The following is a 20,491-nucleotide window of genomic DNA, read 5'->3' on the forward strand; positions in this document are numbered from 1 at the left end:
GCACTCTCAATTCTTTTTATTTAGAATCCTTTTAATAATATATTTAATCGCTCTGGCTGGTCCAATAAAGATATATTTGAAGGCTCCTTTTATGCCACCCATGTATGTAAAATCCACATAAGTGTGTGGTGCCCTATCGCCACGTTCATTGTATAATTTATTATCGACAAAAGGTGTTATTTCAATTTTATTTTTAGAAATTCTAAAATCATAATGTTCATTCCATGCCACATAAACTATTAATCTTTCGATAGCATGTAAAATTGAATTTTGAGGTAATGGTTCAATAGGAACATCTTTATCTGTCAAATCTAAATCAAATAATGGTTTCAATGCATCATACTTAAACCAAATAAAAGTTCCATAACTCATAACAAAAGTATGAAAAGTATTAAAATCAATTGGCTTAGTCATCTTCATTTTGTACCATAAATCATTCATTTCAGGAGCGATTAAGTGTTCATTCCATGCATCTACAATTTTATTATACCTGAAAAAGGTTGGAATATCTGAAATAACAAGGCCTAGCTTATCATTTTCAAAATTAGCAAGGATATTATCAGCAGGTTTGATTAACATATCAATTAATTCATTACGCCAAGATTCGCCTGCCCAGAAATCAGCTTCCTTAGATTTCTTTGTATGAAAATGTCCAATATAATCATAAGTTGACAGATATTTTTTCAATTTCAACATTGGTAAAACGTCACGACCAATGTTACCTGTCACAAAAGTATGAGCATTTTTATGATTCTGATTTAAAATTGCTTCAATTTCTAATTTCTTAGTATCATTATCAGTTGTAATGAATAAATCATAAGCAAAATGGAAGTTTTCAAATGCTTTTAGGAAATCTTCTAACAAATCAACATAAAAGACATGCAGATGCACCCCAATTTTCTTGTTTGACAAAGAAGTAGGTGCCGTTGTCTGAATATATTTGCGTGCTAAAAGGTACTTAAAATCAGGGAAATTAATTTCAGACATATGTGAAACAATCAAATCCACTGGATAATCTGACTTTTTAGCAATTTCTTCCAAGAGATAGGGGGCTATGTGCTGATTATTATCAATCGCTTTAACCTTTATGAAGGGAACTTTGTGATTTAAAATAGCCGTTGGATTATAGTAAGAAAAGTCAGGATGAAGCATGCCTGTTGTATCTTCATTAACTGTATCAAAGACCGTCTGGTAGCGGAAACCAGCAGCCAAAAAGGTCGTTGTTACCTTGGTTTCATAATCATTGATAACTTCTTGGACATCTGTATGATTTTTCACATTTTCCCAAAAATTTCTAAAAGCCGAAGATGCAATAACCGGCTTTTTAAAAGTAATAAAGTAACTTTGGATATGCTCAGGAAAGCCCTGCGTCTGACGAGATTTTTTTGTCCTACGATTATTGGTCAAGCCCCAGAAATCAACTTGGTCGTTGGCTTCATAATTGAGATAATAATCTTTGATATCCCAAAGAGGACCAAAACAAGTATCATTCATGATAGTAACAACATCATAGGTTGTAATATCATCAAAGCCGACATGAGTCATGCCATCACGCCAAGCTGCAAAATCAAACCCGACATTTTCACGTTGAATAAAATTATCCATCAAATGTAAATCAACTAATTTCTGATAATCATGCTCGCTAACTTGGCTATTTGAGATAAAAACAACCTTTGAAAACAGTGGTCGCATCTGTGTCAGTTGAAAATAAACATGCGAACTCACACGATTATATTTATTAAAATGCACGTATAAAAGCAGACGCTTCATTTTCTTCTCCTAAAAAAGTTGATAATTTTTGTTGGAATCATCCAACGACGTGAATGGGTAACCAAATTGTAACGAACGACCATTTCTTCCAGAGCTTGCTTGTAGTGCAGACGCTCTTGGCTAGCTATTTCAAACTGAACTTTATAAGAACTAAGTTCTTTTAGTTCTTGCGATACTTTAAAAAGATCCTTAGCTAGGAGTTTTGCCACAAAGTCATTTGAAGTGATATTATCTACATTAAACATTGAATAGTTTAATGTAAAATCTTTCTTTTCAATTTTCGAAATATCATAAATCAATTGTGGATCCGGATGATTGAAAAAGACATAGTCACCAACTAACTTGCCATTAGTTAAACTTGGAAGGATTTCTGTTTGATAATCATTAGCAACCAAGGAAACACGTTTATAAAAGCTTTCAATTTCAGAAAGGTCAATTCGCAACCGCACTGTATCTTCTGGCAAATCAAATGAAAAACTATCCTGATACTTCATAGGGATTTCCAGCACTCGCTCTTGGCTAAACTCTTCATCATCACCTGAAAAATAAATCGTCACATACTGCTTATCAACCTGTGATACCAGATTACTTTTCTGAGACAGAGCAATTTCAAAACGATTATCTTGTTTAAGTAATAGCTCAAGCGCACGCTGGTAGTCGCAAGGATATTTTTCTAAATATTCCAACTGTGTTTGTAATAAACGCTCAAAACGCCGTTGAAGCTTGGCATCATCCTGAGTGCGTGAATCCGACTCTGGATTCATTCGATAAACCGTGGTCGAGTCTGGCAAAAAACTCAGGGTCGTTCGTCGAAATAATTCTAGTTGGATGTTAAAAGTATCGTCCGCAGTGTTAACATCAATGAGGTCATTAACTTCTCGCATCAGATCAGTATCAACCAGCCAAGTTGAAGCCATGGTCATTCCCTTCAAGACAAGCATCTCTTCGTAAGAAGTCAATAGTGGAATAACTTGGTTTTTAAAGACATCTGCCTGTGTTGTTCTACCAAAGGAATCCACCATATCAAACTCTGTATTAGACCATTTAGAATTTGGTGTAGTTTCCAACAAGTCAACCTGTTTTTGCAACTTCTCATCATCTATCCAGTAATCATCCCCATCACAACGGGCAATATACTGACCGCGAGCTTCCTTACAAATAGCAACCCAAGTTTTGGCAATCCCTTGATTTTCAGAATTGAAAAAAGTACGAATTTTATCAGGATAGCGCTGTCCATAATTGCGGATAATATCAACTGACTCATCTGTAGAACAATCGTCAACCAGAATAATTTCAAATTCAAAATTGGTTTTTTGGCGCAAAAAACTATCAATAGCATCTGCTATCCACTTTCCCTTATTGTAATTTGTACAAATAACAGATACTTTTGGCATGCTTATATCCTCAACTTTTAATCATTAAAGATCCAATTTCCATTTCGCTGAATTAAACCACTAGCAGAATCCAAGGCAGATTTGTCATCTGGCGCAATATCATCACGGTTAATCCAAATAATCGGTGTTTGTATACTATCAGCAAAACCAAGCATTTGTCCTGCTTTATCACGCACAGTAACCTCTAATTTCATTTTCAAATTATTAACATTTGGCAACGAACACTCATAAGTTACTTGCTTATGACCTGTTCCCGATGTTGGCAAATCCATTGAATTATCGTTATAAATCCAAATATTGCGGTCAATATCCGTCAAAGACAAAGCAATATAAGTTGGAATATCTTCAAGGACATCATAAGAAATTGTAAAAGATACCTTTTCGTTAGGCGTTATACAAGTAGGAGAATGAAGACTAACACTAACATTTTCAACTTGGATAACTTCATCCTTGATATTCTCGACTTCATCTTTTTCAATAATTTGCTCAGTATTGTCATAACTATATTGATTAGCAACATTAAACGGTTCTCCGTAAGCCTTTATTAAACCATCCTCAATCAACACAGCTTTATTACAATATTTCTTAACTGCACCCATATCATGAGTGACCAGAATGGTCGTCTTGCCTGATTTTTTGCGTTCCATGAAGTAATCATTACACTTGCGTTGGAAAGCTTCATCACCCACTGCCAAGACCTCATCCAAAATCAGGACATCACCTTGTGCCTTGATAGCAACAGAAAAAGCTAAGCGGACCTGCATACCGCTGGAGTAGTTTTTTAATTTTTGGTTCATGAATTCTTCGAGTTCTGCAAATTCAACAATACCGTCATACATATTATCAATTTCATTAGTACTAAAACCAAGAAGTGCACCATTCATATAAACATTTTCACGTCCAGTTAATTCTGGGTTAAAGCCGACACCAAGTTCAATAAAGGAAACCATTTTCCCGTTTACCGTGACTTTGCCCTTTTCAGGAACATAAATCTGAGAAATAATTTTCAAAAGTGTTGATTTCCCAGAACCGTTACGACCAACAATCCCAAAGAAGTCACCTTCTTCAACTTCAAAGTTGATATCTTTTAAAACATGCTGCTCTTTATACCCCTTAATGCCCCTGAAGCGATTCACTAAGGTTGTACGAAGACTATTGGTTGCTTCTGTAGGTAGTTTAAAATATTTGCTAACATGATCAACTTTTACTGCAATTTTTTTATCTGACATTATAAAATCTCCGCAAATTTTTTAGCATTTTTATTAAATATCAAAAAGCCAACTATAAAGATAAGAAATGGCAATAAATATGGAATAGCTACAATAAACTTATTATTTATCATTTGCCAAATAGGAGTGTTTGCCTTATCAATCAGGAAATAACGCATATCCTGAATAATTTGAGCTAATGGATTCATCATGACAAGCTTTGCAGCCGTAGGATTTTTATCTGCAATAAAACTAATTGGATAAATAATGGGGGTTGCATATAATCCAGCTTGTAACATGACTTCCCAAATTTGAGATAAATCACGAAAACGAACAAAAAGAGTCGCTAAGATAAAGGCTAAACCACTTGCAATGAGAAATAATTCTACAAATAATGGAAGAAGCCATAAAGCAGAAATGGTAAAGCAAACCCCGTTAGCAAGCGCAAAAATCAAAACAACTATAAGGTTAATTGAAAAATTGATGGCTGCCCCTGCTACTGCTGAAATGACAACAATATGTTTAGAAAAGTTCAACTTACGAAGTAAATCTCCACGGGTAACAATTGAAACCATGCCCATTGAAGTCGCTTCTGAAAAAAAAGACCAGATAACATTAGCTAAAAGAAGAGCTACTGCAAAATGAGGTACATTCCCACCTAAACGAAGAAATCTAATAAAAACAAAATACATAATTGTAAACATTAGAAGGGGCTTTAAAATTGACCAAAGATAGCCAATCAAGCTCCCTTGATACCGTAATTTAAAATCTGTTTTAATCATCTCGCGTAAGAGAATCATATTTTTTCGACTAAATAAGTCCATCATTACTCCTTATAAGCAAATTTTGTAAGAATTAGGGTTGTAAAGACAAAAGTGTGGAAGGCGCGATTCTTTCGATAGCCATATTTTTGAAGACGATGCAAGCGCTCCATAAACGGGACTTCCATAATTGTCACAAAATTTTCTATCAGTTCTTTATTTTGAGCAGTCAGAGGCAAGGCCAATAAATTCCTTGCTTGTTCTTGGCTATCTTGAATCAATTTCCAATATTTTGCGAAGAGAATATGCGGGCGAATCCAATTCTGCATTCTTTTTCTGAGGGTTCTTGCACCTAAAACATTATTGGAATGTTGCCGATATAATTCACTTGGTTGGTCTATATAGACTAAATGACCAAAAGCTGCTGCCAACAAAGCCAAATACCAGTCATGCATGAGAAGATCATGAGCTTCTTGGCCTGTCCATAAGTCAGCCAGAGATTGGTTAATCATCGAAACGCCGCCTGTAACAGTATTTTCTGTTAATTCTTGGAGCAGTTCCGTGTTTGCATGGTCAGACTGTGTACGAATCATACTTCCATGTACGACATTTAACTCTTGATCTACAACTTTTAAATCCGTGTAAACCAGCAAAGGCTGACTGGTATCGTGTTTAATCACTTCTTCTAGCTGCATTTCTACTTTCTCAGGTAGCCAGACATCATCTTGATCGCTAAAAAAGTAAATATCTGACTCTTGATATTTCAAAAGATAAAAGAAACTTTTGATAACACCAAGATTTTCAACGCTATCAGGATTCACAAAATGAATGCGATTATCTTTTTGACAAAAATCTTGAATAATCTCACGCGTTCTGTCTTTAGAACCATCATCTCGGATTAACAGCTGCCAGTCTGTATGGGTCTGCTGCCGAATACTTTCAATTTGTTCTGCTAAAAACCGTTCACCATTGTAGGTGGACATGAGAATAGTCACTTTCATGATAAAAATAATTCCTCGTATTCACCCACAATTTTTTCCCAAGTGTAGTGTTCTTTCATGTTTTCTTTCGCAGCTTGACCTAGATCTGAAAAGTCGGACTGTTTATCTACCTGATGAATGCAATCAACTAGGCTGTTTTCTTTCTTATCCCAGTAAAGAGCTGTTTCTTTTGCCACTTGTCGGTTAAAGTCCACACCCAAGACCAAATTCAAATCTGTCTGAGCTAAGGCTTCTAAGAGACCAGGATTGGTGCCGCCGACCTCATGACCATGAATATAAGCAAACGCTTGATTGCGAATATACTTCAATAAATCTTGATCATAAACAGTATCGACAAACTTAATCCGCTCATCTCGGTCAAAATTTGTTTTTTGTCGTAGTTCTTCAAAATAAGCATTACCTTGATGATTGCAGACAATCAGCAAGTCTCGCTGCGTCTGTGACTTCATAAACTCGTGAATGATGATTTCATAGTTATTTTCTGGAACAAAACGCCCAACAATCAAATAATAATCTTTTTCCTTACTTGCCCACGTGTCAAAAAAGTGTCGAACTTTTTCATCCTGAGCAGTTAAAGACGACAAGCGCAAATCGGTCCCATAGGCAATAAAGGTGGTTTTAGCCCACGGATAAGCTTTCTGGATATAGCTTTCAATTCCTTGATTGTCCGAAATCACCAAATCGGCATGCTTGGTCATCACTTTCTCAGAATATTTGAGGTACTTTTGAACGGGCTTAGACCACTTGGCACGTTTCCACTCAAGTCCATCAGGATTGATATAAAAGATACCACCAGCATGGTGAATTTTTCGAGCAAAAGGTGCGATAAAAGCTCCGATTGTATTTCCTAGGATATAGAAAATAGGACGCTCAATCTGTTGTTGCTTGACTAATGTAAGTGCGTAGTTGATTGCTATCATATCATAGGCAATAACGCGAGCTGGACCAAGTTTTGGCGCTCTAATCGTAAAACAATCTACGCCTTTGTAATCAAAATGATGATAAGCTTCATCATCTGATAAACAAGCTACATGGTATTGGATTTGAGGAGATATGCGGTTCTCCACTAATTTCTCAACAAAGGTTTCAAATCCACCATATTTAGCAGGAAGGCCACGACTTCCTATGATGAATACATGTTGCATGATTTTCCTCATTTCAAGATTTTGCAATCTAATCTATTATATCACTTTATAAATCGTTTGTGTAACATAAAATAGAAAAGAAAAGCAACCTTTCGGCTGCTTCTACCTTATTTCTTTCCTTGTTTATAAAATTCCTTGAGGGCATCTTGCCAAGTTGGGATGACAAAGCCGGTTGCCTTAGCTTTAGCTAGGCTCATGGTAGAATTGAGTGGCCGCTTCGCTTTCGCTGGAAACTTACTAGAGTCTACTGGCAAAACTTCGACATCTGTATCTTTTAAGATTTCTACTGCAAAGTCATACCAAGTCGTATCTTCTGTGGCATCATTCGACAAGTGATAATAGCCAAATTCTTTTTGGTTTTCTGCTAAGTACGTCATAAATTCAGCCAACGTACGCGTCCAAGTCGGACGACCGTGTTGATCATTGACAACAGTCAGAGTTTTATGTGTTTTCGCTAAATTTTGCATAGTGAAAACAAAGTTCTTTCCATAATTTCCAAAGACCCAAGCTGTGCGGATAATGTAGAAACGGCTAGAATATTTCTCAACCAATTCCTCTCCCATGCGCTTCGTGCGACCATATTCTGTCTGAGGGTCTGGTTGATCGTCTACCTCCCATTCCTGCCCAACTGGCTTATCTCCAGCAAAAACATAGTCTGTAGAAATGTAAACAAGTGTTGCACCATGCTTTTCGGCTGCTTTAGCAACATTTTCAGTTCCTGTGACATTGATTGCATAATCCAGTTCTTTACCTTCATCTTCTGCTGCGTCCACAGCTGTATAGGCAGCACAGTGGTAGACAAGACTTGGCTTCACTTCTGCAAAAACCTTCTCTACCATTTCGGCATTGGTAATATCCATTTCTGCTACATCAACTGCCACATACTCTTCATTGCGTTCATCTAAAAGATAACGAAGTTCTGTCCCAAGTTGTCCATTAGCACCTGTAATTAAAATCATTTGAAATTCCTTTCTGAACAATAAACATTCAACAAATCCATTATATCAAAAAAGCAGAAAAAATCTGCTTTCTACTCGCTCTTCTCTTTAACCACGTAAATTGGTCTTTTTTTGGTTTCCATGAAAATTTTCCCAATGTATTTTCCTAAAATACCAATAGTCAACAACTGAAAACCACCTAGAAAAAGAATAATCGATACCATAGAAGGCCAGCCAGCTGTAGGATCCCCAAAAATCAAGGTACGAATAATGACAATAATGATAAGGAAAAATGCCAATAAGCAGGCAACAATACCTCCCCAAAAAGCTATTGTCAAAGAAGCATCTGAAAAGTTTATAATCCCTTCTAGAGAATAATTCAATAATTGCCAGAAATTCCAACTGGTTTTTCCTGCAACTCGCTCCACGTTCTTATATTCCAAATATTTTGTTTTAAATCCAACCCAAGCAAAAATCCCTTTGGAAAAACGATTATACTCAGAAACCTCTAAAACAGCATCTACCATCTGTCGACGCATGAGACGGAAATCACGCGCTCCATCTACCATCTCAACTTGGCTAATTTTATTAATCAATTTATAAAACATCTTCGCAAAAAAACTACGAATCAGAGGTTCTCCCTCGCGTGTTATACGACGCGTTCCTACGCAATCCAATTCAGCATTTTCATCTAGCATATTTTTCATTTGAATCAATAATGCAGGTGGGTCTTGCAAATCCGCATCCATGACCGTCACAAGCTTTCCAGTGGCATGCTGAAGACCAGCATATAAAGCCGCCTCCTTCCCAAAATTTCTAGAAAAAGAAATAAAGTGGGCATTGGGATCCATCATATTAAGCTCGTGCAAAACTTCCAAGGTTCTGTCTTGAGACCCGTCATTGACGAAAATATACTCTAAGTTATCATGAAGTCTTGGCTTTATTTTTTCCATTTCCGCATAGAAAAGCGGAAGGCTTTCTTCCTCATTGTAACAAGGAACAATTACTGAAATGGTCATAGTCACTCCTTTATTGTTCTATTGTATAGTCTCACTATTAAAAAGTCAAATGATTAAAAATTACTTACTCTTCTTAATAATGTAATCGAAACTTTATAAGATACAAGAAATAATTTAGCTAAAAAACTTTTGCCCTTAAGCAAAAGTTTTTGTAAATAATTGTATTCTCATATCAGAGATAATATTGAATAATTGTCGTCAACAGGCTTACAATTATGAATAATGTTGCTACAAAGAATAATAACTCTTCAACCTTTTCTTTTTTACATTCTTTTACGACGAGACCGCTATCTTGAATGCTTAACCTAGCAGAGATACTTGCAGTCAAGGCAAGTAAAATAACAACTCCTGAGAAGTACCGTCCTTGGATTCCCTTAATCGACATATCCGTTATTTCTCCCCACATTAAATACGCAGTCATTAGAATTCCAAAGATAATACCTAATGAAACCAACCAAACACCCAGTTTACTAATTTTATTCATTTTAGGTGCCTTCGGAGAAACTAAAATCACAATACTTATGAAAACTAAATAGAGCCAAATAAAAGCTTTTACATCATACGCAAGCCAACCAAAAGTAAAGAGAGACTGGAGTTTAAAAGGAATAAAGTTTACACCTTCTTTTACCATCATTCGAACAAACTCAGGCATATTCTCAATTGTATATTTTATTTTCTCTATTGGATTTATCTTAGGATTTACATTAATAACATTTAAGTTTAGGCCGCTAGTTATTTTTAACCAAAGTAAACTACACAAGGCTGCCGTTCCTATCAATAATACTACCATTAAATACTTCTTCCGAGACATCTTCTCTTTAGGAATGAATAAAAGTAAGCCAATTAATAACACATACGGTAATTTAGACAAGGCTATTAATACAGATAATAGGAAATAAATAAATAAATCTTTATAACTAACCTTATCCTTATCTAAGAAGGAATAAAACAGGCCAATTGCTAAAAATATAAGGCCATTGGCCACTGCATCCTGGTTAAAGGAAGCAGCAATATAAATATTGATTGGAACAATTGCTAATATACCAAAGATTTGCTCTCGTGGACCTGATTTTTTAACAGCTAATCTACATAGGAGAGCAAAGGCTAATAGATTAAAAAACCTACCAAGTAAAATGGACGCGGAAATACTTAAATGGAATACCTTGGCTATCAATATCCCAAAAGTTTGTGGTATATAACTGACAAAGGAATAACCATTTGTATTAGCTAAATTATTGTACTGAACTTTTTTTGAAGACACTTCTTTTCTTCCTAAATCAGTGTTCACTAAAGGTTTTTTGAAAAATTTTTCAACATCAGAAATATCTGACGAAACTAATAAATCCTGTTTATTGCTAGGTAAATAAAGATGCCCCTCACTAATGTACAAGGCTCTTGAATAATGAAAATTCTCGTCTGGCGAATCCATTACAGGAGTAAAAAAACAAAAGAAAGATCCTGTCAGCATTATAATCGAGAAAACCTTGTTATACACTTTCCCCTTTATAAATAATAGAGCGCTTAAAGAAAGCCCCAGTAATAGAAAAGTTTTCTTTGGAAGAAATGCTAAATGTCCATCTAAGTATACATAAGTTATAATCAATGTTACCCAAATAGCAATTAAATAATATTTTTTTTCATATAGTTCTTTAAGAAAAGAATGCGAAAATTTAGATAATCTTTTTTTCATCTCTTTCTATTTTTCCTTGTCTAGTTCTTCAAACAGCTGATACCATTGATTTAAAATTATATCCTCTGAATAAGAATCGATAATATGTTCCCTTCCCTTAAGGGCAAGTTCTTCCAATTGATGAGGATTTTGTAGATAAAATTTCATTTTATCAGCTAAATCTTCAATAGAATTGTTTACTAATAGTTCTGAAGTTGCCGATTGAATCTCCTCAACACCTTGACTACAATTATAGGTTATTGCCGGAGTTCCAGCTACGATAGATTCAACAACAGACATTGGAAAAGCTTCAGATTTTGATGTTAATAGAGTAAAGAATGATTTTTGATAAACCTCTAGAACTTTACTCGTTCTCCCTTTCAGTTTAACAAACTCTTCTAAAGAAAGTGATTGGATTAAAGCTTCTAACTTTTGTTTCTCAATCCCCTCACCGTAGATTTCTAAAGTGATATCAGGGAAATATTCTTGGATTTTAGAAAAAGCTAAAATAGAATGATCAATTTGCTTAACTGGATCCAGGCGCCCAACAAATGAAATAATCGATTTATTAAAACTAGTTTCACTGTTAGAGACATTAATATAGCGAGGTAAAGGATTTGCAATTGCCCCCATTTTGTAAGTAGGAATCTGATATGCTTCGCTAATCTGTTTAGAATAGGCAGTTGATAGAAAAAGTATCTTATCAAGTTTGGGATATTTATTTTTAATTATATAAGGGTATACACAGTAAAGCCCTTTTGAATCAAAAACAAAATCAGCAGAACTATGCATTTGTCCAATGAATATAGCCTTATTTGAGTAGGATTTTATCACTTTCTCCATCAATAAATAAACAATTGGATTAGCAAGAATAACAATAGGGTCTTTAGCCCTATCTAAGACTTGAATCAAATTTTTTTCTAATTTTTTATTAAAAAATTTTTCTTGAAAAAAAATCCAAGGTTTTTGAAAGAAGATATCTTGAGAATATAACAATACTTCTTCATAGTTTTTTGATGTTTTCTGATAACTTTCGCCTGCTTGTACACCACAACCAAATACAGTTACTCTATTTCCGTCAGTTGCAAAACTTTCAGCCAGTTGATCTACAACTCTTTGTACACCACCAAGGCCTCCAAGATGATGAGTGACAAAAATAATATCTCTATTCATTTTTCATTCTCTTTCTATGTAAAGCAATCAGATACATTGCCCCGTTTCCTATAACATAAACTAACATAACAATAAAAAAACTAATCGCGGCACCAAGCATACCTTTTTGATAAATAAATGGTTCTGTGATCAATTTAGTAAGTATCAAAAGAATAATATACAAGCCAACTAAAAGATGCTGTTTACGTATAATCGTTAAAATATTCTCAAAAACAATTGCTAAAGCATATAAAACTCCTGAGAATATCAGAATAGTAAAAGAAAATACATATTTGTTTAAATCCACGCCAAATATTAGACTAAGTACTGGCACACCAAATAAATAGGTTATAAATGTGACGAACAAACCGCCTAAAGATAGAAATCCTAATAATCTTTTTATAATTAATGAGAATTCTTTATATTCTTTTTTATTCCATAAAATGGCTAATTTTGTAATAAGGGGTCTAACAATTAAAATAATAAGACTCATAAAGAACACAGGCATAAACAGAATATTAAAATCACGTTGCATGCCAGTTTGTAAAAAGCCCTGATTAAGACCTTTTTCAATGATTATTTTAGGCTCATTTAAAATATACAACAAAATGAAACCATTTACAAATAGCGGCCAACAAGCTAGTAATATATTCTTTATATCTTTTTTATACCGAGTAGACAACAATTCTCGGATCTGAATTTTTTCGAAATATGCTACAAAACGCATCTCGTAGGAAAAAATGAGTAGCCCATTCCACAGAACTAAAGAAAGCAAAGCAAGCAGAACAGACTCTGATAATAGCAATGTTATTAGCAATACTAAAACACTCGTAGAATATCGAATAAACATTGTTTTCCCAGCTATATCCATACGTTCTCTTTGTTGAAATAAGCCTTGAAATAAATCAGATACCGCATCCCACATACGATACAAAATCATTAAAAATGTCAGTAAAATCGTTTCAAAAGAATAACGGCCTTCTCCGACAATATATAAATAGGGATACAATGTAACCAACATCGCTAAAATTGTTATCAACCTAGTTTGAAAATATCCTATGAAAGAATGCTTTTGATTCACATCCGTTCCTTGATAATTTCTGACTTGGAAAAGTCCGATAACAATCCAAAGAGTCCCAATGGAATTCGCCAAGCTAAATTGGTCTGCTACTTTGGCAGAAGTTAATCTTGTTACAATCAGTAGATAAAGGACAGAAACTCCTGAAGCCGCTAAATTCCCCAATAAATTCCAAAAATAAATCTCTTTAGCAGAAGGATTAGTTTTTATTTTCATCTTTCTCCCTCAGTGCGATTGTTTGAACTAAATTTTTAAATTTCGTATCTAATTTTGATAATTTAATAGTGAGTTGGAATTGATTGATGAGTAATAAAAAAATGACAAATAAAAAGATAAAATTGACTGCTGATACAATTCCTAATGCACTTGCAATTGCTTCCGCTAAACTTGGGAAGATGCTAAATACTAATAGAATTAAAGAGAAAAACACCCAAAATATAGCATCGTTGATTTGAACTTGTGATTTTCGAATGCTACGTAAAATAAAGGCACAAGTCATAATAGAGACAAAAATCAATACAATTTGAAACCAAATAGTCATTTAATGTCTACCCTCTCTTTCTGAAATTCTGAATAATCAAGATAGATACAAACATGTGCGTCATATATTGAATAGAGCGAGAAAGTGTCAGATAACTCTCACCAGCTTGCCTCTCTTCCATTCGTACTTGGGCTTCTGCCACTTTCACACCATGGCGAATTAGATATGAGACGGTATCTGGCTCAGGTCCATAATTGATATTGAGAGCAAATTCTTTGATAAGTCCTTCAGAAAACATCCGCATACCAGAGGTTGGATCGTTGATTGTCTTTCCTGTGGTTAATTTAATGGCTGCACTAATGAGAATATTCCCCATCATCCGCAAAGACGTTTCGCGCTTTTCCGTCACAAAACGAGATCCGATAACCATTTCATAGCCTTCATTCATTTTTTGCTTCTAAAACTGAGATATACTCAGGCAAATGTTGACCATCTGCGTCAAACTGCACTGCCTTTTTATATCCTTGCTCATAAGCATATTGAAGTCCTGTTTGAAATGCGCCTGCCAATCCTAAATTGACCGGCAAATCCACAATATTATAACCGTTTACATGGCAAATAGCTGATGTTCTATCCTTTGATCCGTCATTGATAATCACATAATCATATTGTGAATAATTCAAGATAATATTTTTTACAACATTTTCGATAGAGCCTTCTTCATTGTAGGCAGGGATAATAATCAATAAATCCGAAGATTTCACTTAATCTCATTCTCCTTAAAAATTATATAACCCCATTATACTATATCCACACGGCATTTTCTACTATTTCCATAAAAGAATCAAGAAATTTACTATAAAGACAAACCAAAATCACTCATCATGCAAACGAGTGATTTTGTGCTAATGTCAAGAAAAGCTCTGCATAATTCTCTAAAAAGAGTTCCTCTGCACTATAAATTATCTGAGATTTGACGGATGAGAAGCCACTTTGAGACAGTTTTCCTTCCAAATCAGCAAGATGAAAGCCATGATGATTTACGTCTGTTTTAACAAAATCTGCAATAAAAAGCTGTCCGTCCTCTACAAGATGATTTCTAAACATTGCTAGAGTCTTCTCAACATTTGGCATATGATGAAGAACACGACTAACCACGATGATATCAAATAATTGGTTTAATGGGTTTGTCAACAAATCCTGCTGCAACAAATAAACATTATCAATGGCTTGCTTTTCCACTTTTAGGCGAGCTTGCTCAAGCATTTTATCTGAAATATCAACAAGCGTGACTGACTTGGATTGTGCCGCTAATGGCAGAGTCACCAAGCCTGTACCACCGCCAAAATCCAAAATGCGCTTGTCAGAAAAATCTACTATTTGTTTCTCCACTTCTTTGCAAATGAGATCGGCAATAAATATATTTTTTGGAGAATCGAATGATTCTGCCTTATGATTAAAATGATGTTCCATATTTTTAGTTTAACAGAAAGTAAATCATTCTTCCAGAAAAATGCTTAACTGGTTTTCTACTTTTTTAGTAAGCTTACTTTCAAGTCATCACGCAAAAACCTCAGAACAGTGAATTCTGGTCAACTTCCACAAGGCTGATTAGGTACTTCTTACGAGTTTGACTAGGAAACAAAATTAACCTTACCTCGCAAGCATTATTCGCAACTTCAACGCAATGTTTTGAACAATCAACTACTGTGCATCAAGCTTATTTCTATTTAATAAGCGAGGCTGAGAAACTATATCCCAGCCTCGTCTACTATTTGACATATTTTTTATTTAGTCATCAAATCCATTTGGGTGTTTGCTTTGCCAATGCCAAGCATCTTGACACATACGCGTAATATCAAATTGTGCTTCCCAACCAAGCTCTTCTTTTGCTTTTGTAGAGTCGGCATAGCAAGTTGCAATATCACCAGGGCGGCGGTCAACAATCTTGTAAGGAATTGGTTTGCCGACTGCTTTTTCCATATTTTGGATAATTTCTAAAACAGAGTATCCTTTACCGGTACCAAGGTTATAGATATTTAGACCAGCAGTTCCTTCAATTTTTTGCAGAGCAGCCACATGTCCTTTTGCCAAATCCACCACGTGAATATAGTCACGAACGCCGGTACCATCAACTGTTGGATAGTCATTGCCAAATACTTGCACTTCTTTTAATTTTCCAACAGCAACCTGCGTCACATATGGCAAGAGATTATTTGGAATGCCATTTGGATTTTCACCCAAATCACCACTTTCATGAGCACCAATTGGATTAAAATACCGAAGCAAGACAACATTCCAGTTTGCATCAGATTTGTAAATATCCGTCAGCATTTCTTCAATCATCAGTTTTGTACGTCCGTAAGGATTGGTGACTGACAGAGGAAAATCTTCTAAAATTGGAACGGTATGAGGATCTCCATAGACAGTTGCAGAAGAGCTGAAAATGATATTTTTGCAATTGACTTCTTCCATAACACGTAGCAATGTCAATGTTCCTGTAATGTTGTTTTCGTAATAAGTCAATGGAATTTGTGTTGATTCACCAACTGCTTTCAACGCTGCAAAATGAATCACACCTGTTGGTTGTTCTGCTTTAAAGATTTCAAGTAAGGCTTTCTTATCACGAATGTCCACTTGATAAAATGGAATTTTTTGACCAACAATTCGTTCTACAACTTCTACACTTTTTTTGCTGCTGTTCACTAAATTATCAACAATAACAACTTCGTGTCCAGCATTGATTAACTCAATAACGGTATGCGTTCCGATAAATCCGGCTCCACCTGTTACTAAAATTTTATGTTTCATGATTCTCCTTTTAAGACAAAACTTCAATAGTTACTTTTTATTTTAATACTTTTTGAGTCTTGGCATAGTTGGCTTCGACAGCTTCCTTTTCAGCTTTCCACCAATCTTGGTGATCCGTGTACCACTTGATTGTTTCTTTCAATCCAGCCTCAAAGTTGGTAAATTCTGGTTTCCAACCTAGTTCATCACGCAACTTGCTAGCATCAATAGCATAGCGCAAATCGTGACCCGCACGGTCTGTTACATGGTCGTAAGCGTCAGCTGGTTGTCCCATTTCTTTGAGAATGAGCTCTAGCACTTCTTTGTTATTCTTCTCACCGTCTGCACCAATTAGGTAGGTTTCACCAATCTTCCCTTTTGTGAGAATGGTCCAAACCCCTGATGAATGGTCATTGGTATGAATCCAGTCACGAACATTCTTTCCTTCCCCATAAAGTTTTGGACGAATACCTGAAAGGATGTTGGTAATCTGACGCGGAATAAATTTTTCGATGTGTTGATATGGTCCGTAGTTGTTTGAACAGTTAGAAATGGTTGCCTTAACACCGAAAGAGCGCACCCAAGCCTTGACAATCAAATCAGAAGCTGCCTTAGTTGAAGAATAAGGTGAGCTTGGATTGTATTTGGTTTCTGGGGTGAATTTTTCACCTGGTCCTTCACCATGCCCCGGAAGATCTTCACGAAGAGGAAGGTCACCATAAACTTCATCAGTAGATACATGGTGGAAACGAAGATCGTATTTACGAGCCGCTTCAAGAAGCGTATAAGTTCCGACAAAGTTCGTATCAATAAATGGCCGTGGATCATTCAGCGAATTGTCATTATGGCTTTCAGCCGCATAGTGAACAATAGCATCTGCATCCTTAGCCACTTGGTCAACAATCGCTGCATCAGCAATATCTCCAACGACCAACTCCACGCGGTCGCCTAGAATTTCTTCAATGTTGGCACGGTTACCAGCATAAGTTAGTTTATCTAGAACGGTAATATGCACATCTGGAAAGTTATTGTACACATAATGGACAAAGTTAGAGCCGATAAAACCAGCACCACCTGTCACTACAATATTTTTATATTCAGTCATGAAAAAATTTTCTCCTATTTTCTGAGGGTATTATAACATATCTTTGGTCAAAGGTTCAACATCCTTAAGCATTGGATGATTCTTATCTGCTTCAGATACTTCTGCTTGGTCAAGATTTTCCCATTCAATGCCAAGAGCGGGGTCAGCATAGTTGACAAAGGCATACTTAGGTTTCAATTCCAATGCCCAGTAGTCATTGACCAAATAGCTATAAGAAACCGTATCTGACAATACTTGAAAGCCATTTGCTACACCGCGAGGAACGAAAATCCCTTTGCTGGCATCAATGACCGTTTGGTAGGTATTTCCGAATGTTTCCCCTTCACGCAAATCAACCCAAGAACCGAGAACTTTTCCGCCATCTGCGACAGAAATGTACTTATCCCAAGGTTCTGCATGAAGACCACGGAGCACATTTTTGCGGGAAAAGCTGACATTGTTTTGAAGCTTACCTTCAGCAAAAAAGCTTTCTGGAAAACCAAGGGGTACCATTTTTTCTTTTTGAAAGTTTTCCTTGAACCAGCCACGATTGTCCCCATGAACTGGAATATCAAATTCCAGCATGCCAGGAATGGCTTCAATCTTACGAACTGCTAATTTTTTTTCAAAAAATTGTTCAGACATGTCTTATTCTTCTCCAATCAAACGTAATAAGTAGTGACCGTATTCGTTCTTTTTAAGTGATTGTGCCAAATCATGCACTTGTTCTTTGGTAATATAACCCATACGGTAAGCAATTTCCTCTAAGTTTGCTACTTGAACATTTTGCATACGTTGGACGGTTTCGATGTATTGAGCAGCTTCTAATAAGCTCTCGTGTGTACCGGTGTCCAACCAAGCAAAACCACGTCCCATCAGCTCAACAGACAAATCACCGCGGTCTAAGTAAGCCTTATTGACATCAGTGATTTCCAGCTCTCCACGTGGACTAGGCTTGATATTTTTAGCAATTTCTACTACGTCATTGTCATAGAAATAAAGTCCTGTAACTGCATAGTTAGAACGTGGCTGTTCTGGTTTTTCTTCGATAGAAATGGCATTCATATTGTCATCAAATTCAACCACACCGAAACGCTCTGGGTCTTTTACTTGATAACCAAAGACAGTCGCTCCATTTTCCTTTGAAGCAGCTTTTTGCAGCATTTTACTAAGACCTGGGCCATGATAAATATTATCACCTAAAATCAAAGCCACATGGTCATCTCCGATAAAATCAGCACCTATGATAAAGGCTTGCGCCAAACCATCTGGACTTGGTTGCTCAGCGTAAGAAAGTTTGATGCCAAACTCCGAGCCATCACCCAACAAATCCTCAAAGCGAGGGAGATCTGTCGGTGTTGAGATAATCAAGATGTCCTTGATACCAGCCAGCATGAGGGTTGACAATGGATAATAAATCATGGGTTTGTCATAAACCGGCATGAGTTGTTTAGACGCAGCTCTAGTCAAAGGATATAAACGTGTACCAGAACCACCTGCAAGGATAATACCTTTCATAATGAGTTTCCTCTCTTAAATGTATTCTCCTTATTTTACCATTTTTGAAAGCGGATGTCATCCTTCAAGAAAGAGAGTACTTTCATTCAAAGCTTTTCATACTTAATGAAAATCAAAAACGAAACCAAAAATCTGCCAAGATAGAACTGTTGTTATCTAGGCAACTGATAAAATAGACGCCTAATTAAAAAAAGTATCTGCTATCTCAAAGCCACATCCAATACCATCATCAATACAAAGCCCACCATGAGACCTAAAGTCGCAACATCTGTATTGCCATTTGTCTGAGAATCTGGTATCAGCTCCTCCACGACGACGAAAATCATGGCTCCCGCCGCAAAAGACAGGGCATAGGGTAGAATAGCCGTCATTGCCATAACCGCATAAGCACCAAGAACCGCTCCGATAGGCTCAACAATAGCTGACATCGAGCCCCAGTAAAAAGCCTTAAGACGCGATTCCCCGTCTGTCCGTATAGGAATGGACAAGGCTGCCCCTTCCGGCACATTTTGGAGACCGATTCCCAGAGCCAGACCTACAGCTCCGATAAAGACTTCTGGACTGGAATTGCTGGATAAGGCACCAAAGGCCACTCCTACTGCCAAGCCTTCTGGAAAATTGTGTATGGTAATAGCCAGAAAAAGCAGGGCCGTTTTGGACAGTTTATTCCGGCTGTGCTCCGGCAGACTTTCTGCCTCAGATACATCCTTCTTGCTAAGGTGTAAATGAGGTACTACCGCATCAATAAAGCGCAAGAAGAAACCACCCAACAGAAAACCAAGGGCGGCTGGCATCCAGGACCACACTCCATAGTTACCTTTTGCATACTCAATTGAAGGCTGCAAGAGCGACCAAAATGAAGCTGCAATCATGACACCAGCTGCAAATCCCATCATGATATCCAGCAGCTTACGACTGACTGTTTTAAAGAAAAAGACAACCGCAGAGCCTACAATGGTGCAGCTCCATGTAAAGAGTCCCGCCAAAAAAGCCTACAGCACCACAGGCTGCTCCTGCAACCAGTTCATAACAACTTCATATCCTCATTATCTTTCATCATACAATATCGTCTTGGTTTCTTTGATGCAATGGTTCTCTTCATCCCAATAGTGAATCCGCTCAAAGGAGCCTTTTCGCCAGTACAAAGGAAGCCTATCTCTGATGTCGTCCTGCATGTCGAGCTGGTCCAGTTCATCAATTGACCACCATTTTGGCTGACCTTCCCGTGATTCCGTTAATAGTTCCCCATCAAATTCCTCGCAGAGAAAATCATAATAGACATAGCGCTCTGCTTTTGTTTGATTGGTAAAACCCGAAATGCCTTTAAGCTGTAAATTCAAAGCTGTCAGCCCCGTTTCCTCTTTCAACTCACGAGCTGCTGCTTCAAAAAAAGATTCTGGAAACTCAACTTTCCCACCTGGCTGAATCCAACCTTTAAAATCGTCATGCTGCCGATTGAGCAAGAGAACTTGATTCCCCTTTT

General features: G+C 36.5%; 19 protein-coding genes and 1 pseudogene. All 20 read right to left on the reverse strand.

Going from position 1 to position 20,491, the window contains the following annotated elements:
- Positions 1 to 6: 6 nt before the first annotated feature.
- On the reverse strand, positions 7 to 1,770 hold the full coding sequence (locus HMPREF2887_RS00770) for a rhamnan synthesis F family protein (RefSeq protein WP_021001526.1): 1,764 nt from the start codon (positions 1,768 to 1,770) through the stop codon (positions 7 to 9).
- Positions 1,767 to 3,164: a glycosyltransferase family 2 protein gene (locus HMPREF2887_RS00775; protein WP_003025178.1), complete on the reverse strand. Its 1,398-nt coding sequence runs from the start codon at positions 3,162 to 3,164 to the stop codon at positions 1,767 to 1,769. The genes HMPREF2887_RS00770 and HMPREF2887_RS00775 overlap by 4 nt, the downstream gene beginning before the upstream one ends.
- Before the next feature lie 17 nt (positions 3,165 to 3,181).
- Entirely contained in the window at positions 3,182 to 4,393 is a 1,212-nt protein-coding gene (locus HMPREF2887_RS00780; RefSeq protein WP_003025182.1) for an ABC transporter ATP-binding protein, read from the reverse strand.
- On the reverse strand, positions 4,393 to 5,196 hold the full coding sequence (locus HMPREF2887_RS00785) for an ABC transporter permease (RefSeq protein ID WP_003025184.1): 804 nt from the start codon (positions 5,194 to 5,196) through the stop codon (positions 4,393 to 4,395). Before HMPREF2887_RS00785 ends, HMPREF2887_RS00780 begins: the two co-directional genes overlap by 1 nt.
- A gap of 2 nt (positions 5,197 to 5,198) precedes the next feature.
- Entirely contained in the window at positions 5,199 to 6,134 is a 936-nt protein-coding gene (locus HMPREF2887_RS00790; protein ID WP_003025187.1) for a glycosyltransferase family 2 protein, read from the reverse strand.
- On the reverse strand, positions 6,131 to 7,279 hold the full coding sequence (cps2T, locus tag HMPREF2887_RS00795) for a beta 1-4 rhamnosyltransferase Cps2T (protein ID WP_084740319.1): 1,149 nt from the start codon (positions 7,277 to 7,279) through the stop codon (positions 6,131 to 6,133). The genes HMPREF2887_RS00790 and cps2T overlap by 4 nt, the downstream gene beginning before the upstream one ends.
- 107 nt (positions 7,280 to 7,386) lie before the next feature.
- Complete coding sequence (rfbD, locus tag HMPREF2887_RS00800; protein ID WP_003025193.1) at positions 7,387 to 8,238, reverse strand: dTDP-4-dehydrorhamnose reductase; 852 nt, start codon at positions 8,236 to 8,238, stop codon at positions 7,387 to 7,389.
- A gap of 71 nt (positions 8,239 to 8,309) precedes the next feature.
- Positions 8,310 to 9,236 (reverse strand): glycosyltransferase family 2 protein, encoded by a 927-nt coding sequence (locus HMPREF2887_RS00805; RefSeq protein ID WP_021001525.1) that lies wholly within the window; start codon positions 9,234 to 9,236, stop codon positions 8,310 to 8,312.
- 172 nt (positions 9,237 to 9,408) lie between these two features.
- Positions 9,409 to 10,926: a DUF2142 domain-containing protein gene (locus HMPREF2887_RS00810; RefSeq protein ID WP_021001524.1), complete on the reverse strand. Its 1,518-nt coding sequence runs from the start codon at positions 10,924 to 10,926 to the stop codon at positions 9,409 to 9,411.
- Positions 10,927 to 10,932: 6 nt separating this feature from the next.
- Entirely contained in the window at positions 10,933 to 12,078 is a 1,146-nt protein-coding gene (locus tag HMPREF2887_RS00815; protein ID WP_003025197.1) for a glycosyltransferase, read from the reverse strand.
- A complete protein-coding gene (locus HMPREF2887_RS00820) occupies positions 12,071 to 13,351 on the reverse strand; it encodes a lipopolysaccharide biosynthesis protein (RefSeq protein WP_003025199.1) in 1,281 nt (426 codons plus the stop codon). Before HMPREF2887_RS00820 ends, HMPREF2887_RS00815 begins: the two co-directional genes overlap by 8 nt.
- A complete protein-coding gene (locus tag HMPREF2887_RS00825; RefSeq protein ID WP_003025200.1) occupies positions 13,335 to 13,676 on the reverse strand; it encodes a DUF2304 domain-containing protein in 342 nt (113 codons plus the stop codon). Before HMPREF2887_RS00825 ends, HMPREF2887_RS00820 begins: the two co-directional genes overlap by 17 nt.
- A 7-nt stretch (positions 13,677 to 13,683) precedes the next feature.
- A pseudogene (locus tag HMPREF2887_RS00830) lies at positions 13,684 to 14,380 on the reverse strand (glycosyltransferase family 2 protein).
- A 118-nt stretch (positions 14,381 to 14,498) separates the two neighbouring features.
- Positions 14,499 to 15,089, reverse strand: coding sequence for a class I SAM-dependent methyltransferase (locus HMPREF2887_RS00835; protein WP_021001521.1), 591 nt, complete (start codon positions 15,087 to 15,089; stop codon positions 14,499 to 14,501).
- A gap of 318 nt (positions 15,090 to 15,407) precedes the next feature.
- Complete coding sequence (galE, locus tag HMPREF2887_RS00840) at positions 15,408 to 16,427, reverse strand: UDP-glucose 4-epimerase GalE (protein WP_003025205.1); 1,020 nt, start codon at positions 16,425 to 16,427, stop codon at positions 15,408 to 15,410.
- Between the two features lie 37 nt (positions 16,428 to 16,464).
- The gene (rfbB, locus tag HMPREF2887_RS00845; RefSeq protein ID WP_057489613.1) at positions 16,465 to 17,511 is read right to left on the reverse strand and encodes a dTDP-glucose 4,6-dehydratase; all 1,047 of its coding nucleotides are present in this window, start codon (positions 17,509 to 17,511) and stop codon (positions 16,465 to 16,467) included.
- 30 nt (positions 17,512 to 17,541) lie between these two features.
- Positions 17,542 to 18,135, reverse strand: a complete 594-nt coding sequence (locus HMPREF2887_RS00850) for a dTDP-4-dehydrorhamnose 3,5-epimerase family protein (RefSeq protein ID WP_057489612.1) — start codon at positions 18,133 to 18,135, stop codon at positions 17,542 to 17,544.
- 3 nt (positions 18,136 to 18,138) lie between these two features.
- Positions 18,139 to 19,008, reverse strand: a complete 870-nt coding sequence (rfbA, locus tag HMPREF2887_RS00855; protein ID WP_003030472.1) for a glucose-1-phosphate thymidylyltransferase RfbA — start codon at positions 19,006 to 19,008, stop codon at positions 18,139 to 18,141.
- Between the two features lie 200 nt (positions 19,009 to 19,208).
- Positions 19,209 to 19,994 (reverse strand): ZIP family metal transporter, encoded by a 786-nt coding sequence (locus HMPREF2887_RS00860; protein WP_235499516.1) that lies wholly within the window; start codon positions 19,992 to 19,994, stop codon positions 19,209 to 19,211.
- A gap of 60 nt (positions 19,995 to 20,054) precedes the next feature.
- A partial coding sequence (locus HMPREF2887_RS00865; protein WP_084740321.1) for an 8-oxo-dGTP diphosphatase occupies positions 20,055 to 20,491 on the reverse strand: 437 nt, incomplete at its 5' end.

It is taken from the genome of Streptococcus sp. HMSC071H03 (assembly GCF_001813035.1).
Lineage (GTDB): Bacteria > Bacillota > Bacilli > Lactobacillales > Streptococcaceae > Streptococcus > Streptococcus anginosus.